At 40.3% G+C, this 3,418-nt stretch carries 4 protein-coding genes and 1 pseudogene; 3 read left to right on the top strand and 2 right to left on the bottom strand.

What is annotated here, in order from left to right:
- Positions 1–399: cation diffusion facilitator family transporter (locus tag CXF78_RS17625; RefSeq protein WP_145991548.1), on the bottom strand; the 399-nt coding region annotated here is incomplete at its 3' end.
- Positions 400–677: 278 nt separating this feature from the next.
- Positions 678–1,613 (bottom strand): permease, encoded by a 936-nt coding sequence (locus tag CXF78_RS17620; RefSeq protein ID WP_102037489.1) that lies wholly within the window; start codon positions 1,611–1,613, stop codon positions 678–680.
- 106 nt (positions 1,614–1,719) lie between these two features.
- Here CXF78_RS17620 and CXF78_RS17615 point away from each other — a divergent pair, with 106 nt between their 5' ends.
- From CXF78_RS17615 to CXF78_RS17605, 3 genes and pseudogenes are all read left to right on the top strand, one after another.
- Complete coding sequence (locus CXF78_RS17615) at positions 1,720–2,013, top strand: ArsR/SmtB family transcription factor (protein ID WP_011637967.1); 294 nt, start codon at positions 1,720–1,722, stop codon at positions 2,011–2,013.
- A gap of 101 nt (positions 2,014–2,114) precedes the next feature.
- Positions 2,115–2,654: an RNA polymerase sigma factor SigZ gene (gene sigZ, locus CXF78_RS17610; protein ID WP_102037488.1), complete on the top strand. Its 540-nt coding sequence runs from the start codon at positions 2,115–2,117 to the stop codon at positions 2,652–2,654.
- Between the two features lie 192 nt (positions 2,655–2,846).
- A pseudogene (locus CXF78_RS17605) lies at positions 2,847–3,418 on the top strand (glutathione synthetase); the annotation flags it as partial.

Raw genomic sequence — 3,418 nt, 5'->3', positions numbered from 1 at the left:
AGCCACAAGAATAGATTGGTTAAATTGGATCTCAATAGGTGACCATAAACGGTGTAGAGATTCGACCAGCATAATGATAGCGACAATGGCTAATGCGATTGCACTTGTATATCCACCGAGAACGCCGACTTTGCCTACGCCAAAAGAGAATTTGTCACTATTAGCATGCTTTTTTGCATAACTATAAGTGAATAGCGTAATACAAAAAGCGGCGGCATGAGTCCCCATATGCCAGCCATCAGCGAGCAAGGCCATAGAACCATATATCGTACCCGCTATCACTTCGACGGCCATGGTGATGACTGTGATAACAAGCACATACCAAGTGCGTTTGACATTTTGCTCGTTAACGGAGGTGAAATTGTGTTGGTGAATATATTTTTCGGCAATTTTATTCATAAGAAAGTAGTTTGATTATCAAGTAATTCTCGATGTTATATTGTTTGATAGTCAAAGTAAATAAGTTGATTACTCTATATTCAGTATTCAAAACCGCTAAATCGAAACTTTTTAGATGATGTATTTTGTAGATTCACTATTTGATTCCCTTTGTTGACTGATAAATACATTGCAGATTTTTACAGCTGAATGAATAAACAGCGAGGGAATGCGATAAATATTTTACAGTGAAGTCAGTAGGTTAACGGCACACCTGCTAGAGTGTACCGTTTATTTGGCTAAAATATTGATTGGTATAGAAATCCAGCACCCATTGCCATACTCAATATGACGAATAAGAAAGCGACAATCATTTGGTTTTTGAAGATAGATTTAAGCAAAATGACTTCAGTTAAACTTGCTCCAGCACTACCAATAATTAACGCCATGACTGCGCCAAGACTCATCCCTTTTGCTGCTAATGCGGCGCTTAATGGAATAATAGCCTCGGCACGAATGTACAATGGAATACCAATGACAGCAGCGATAGGAATAGCAAAAGGGTTATCTTCACTTGCAACACTTACCACAAACTCTGTTGGCATAAAGCCGTAAATCATTGAACCAAGAGCGATACCACCGATTAAATAAGGAAGAACTTTCTTAAAGTCACTCCATGTGCTGTTCCAAATTTTTCGCCATTTACTGACCTGTTTGGTTTTGCCGCCACAGGAAGACCCGCAAGTTGTTTTTTCAGGTGCATTTGTCACATCTGCTGCAAAATTGGCTTCAGGTTTTACATACTTATCAAAGCCCAGTTTTTCAAGGGTAAAACCTGCAATTACTGATACTCCCATTGCGATAGCAAAATAGAAGGCTGTTACTTTTAGACCGAAGGTCACGGCAAATAATCCAATAATAATGGGATTGAGCAGAGGACTTGCAAACAAGAAAACCATCATCGGCCCGAATCCTGCGTTTGCTCGTAAAAGCCCTTTTAAGAAAGGAATAGTGGAGCATGAACAGAAAGGGGTAATTGCCCCTAATAATCCCGCCACAATATATCCTTTGCCATTTTTACCACTCAAAATGGTTCGTATTTTTGATGGTGGGATGTATTCCTGGAGTATGCCGACAAAGTAACTGATCACTAAAAACAAGACCGTTAGCTCTACAGCAAGGAAGGCAAACATGTTTAAGGTTTCTATAAGCATTTGTTGAGTAATATTTATCATTTTAAAGTTCCATATTTCTGGTATATTCGAAATATAATATTGATCTATGGTATCGTCAATATATTTCTAGTATTATCGAAATATAAAGTTAATAGGAATATTTCTGATGAGTATCGAGATAGTTGCTAAAGCATTGAAAGAGTTAGGTCATCCGACACGATTGGCCGTTTACAAACAGGTTATGAAAGCGGGGCCAAAGGGCGTTGCTGTCGGTAAGTTAGGTGACAATATTGGTATACCCAATTCTACATTGTCTCACCATATCTCAAGTATGATCACCGCGGGATTGATTACACAACATAGGGAAGGCAGGGTTTTATATTGTATCGCCAACTATGAAATGCGTGAAAATGTACTCAACTTCTTGCAACAAGAATGCTGTATCGACAGTACTTTTTAATCGCCGAATTCAATAATAATTAATAATCTTGCGTCTTTATACTGACTGCTGCGTCTTAGTATTTGTATCGTGAATTTATAGTGAGTTGAGAGTCTGTTTATATGATATCTGAATGGCAACATCACAAAGCGCAACTGCGCAGTTACGTTAGTAATCGCATTGATGATGCTGATGCAGTAGATGACATCTTGCAAGATGTTTACCTCAAAGCCAGTGGTAATCTGCATCAGTTAAAATCCAAAGGTAGCCTCAAAGGTTGGCTTTATCGTATTGCTCACAATACCATCATGGATTTCTATCGGCAGCGGCAGCAATTTGAAGCATTGCCTGACGATCTCGTTGCAGAAGAGCAAGAGTCAGGTAAACAGGCGCGTGAAGAATTAGCAGAATGTTTACGACCATTGATTGACGAACTGCCTGAAAAATACGGCACACCACTGCGTTTAGCGGAACTAGAAGGTGTATCGCAACAAGCTATTGCCGATCAGTTAGGCTTGTCACTCTCTGGGGCAAAAAGTCGAATTCAACGAGGCCGAGTTAAATTTCGCCAGCAAATGATGGCTTGCTGTGATTTTGAAATAGGTCAAGAAGGTATAACCAGCTATGTCCCGAAAGATCTACTCCAGCGAGCTAAATGTTAATCGGTGCATGTTAGTTGCTATATGTTAGTCACTGCATGTTAGTTGCTATCTAACACAATATTTTTATATTTAAGTCAGACTTTTAGAGGCTCATCATTGCCAGATGCCTTACTTGAAACTATATGGGCGCTTGTAACTGTATGGTTGCTTGGTGCTGAGTCGTGGGCAGAATAATTATTTTTTGGAGCAACTATGGCTCGTACAACTCCCCCTTTGATTTCACCGCAAATCATTAATGAAGCAACTGAATGGGCCATTATGCATGGTGTTGCGTTTCGTCAGGCAGATAACAGCGCAAGACATTGTCCCTTTAGTATTGCTCCCATGACGATGGAGCGTGAAGTGTTTCAGTACTTACGTAAAGTGACCCCGCTTATTACTAAATTGATAAATAATGTCAGTGAAGATCACGATTTCCTCCAATCTGTACTGGATGATGTCGCCAAAGCAGATCCGTTTTTTGGTCGCTTATTGTCTTTACACCAACAGGCCCATGGCAATACTGAGCATCGACTTAACCCTGCTCGTAAACCGTTACTGTTAATGCGAACCGATTTTATGGATGATCGTCAACATGGTGCCAAAGTTATTGAGTTTAATGGCATTGCTGCTGGCATGGCGCCTTTTGGTCAACGTGCCACTGAGTTTCATGCTTTTTTAAAGGAGCAATGGCCGGAAGTTTATCGACAGTGGTTAGAAGATAGACGGTCGACACCAGCGGATAATCAAGGCCTAGATCAACTGGCCCACGGTATTGCACAAGC

This window comes from Shewanella sp. 11B5, assembly GCF_002836795.1.
Taxonomy (GTDB): domain Bacteria; phylum Pseudomonadota; class Gammaproteobacteria; order Enterobacterales; family Shewanellaceae; genus Shewanella; species Shewanella frigidimarina.
This window is presented reverse-complemented; position numbering and strand designations above follow the sequence as displayed.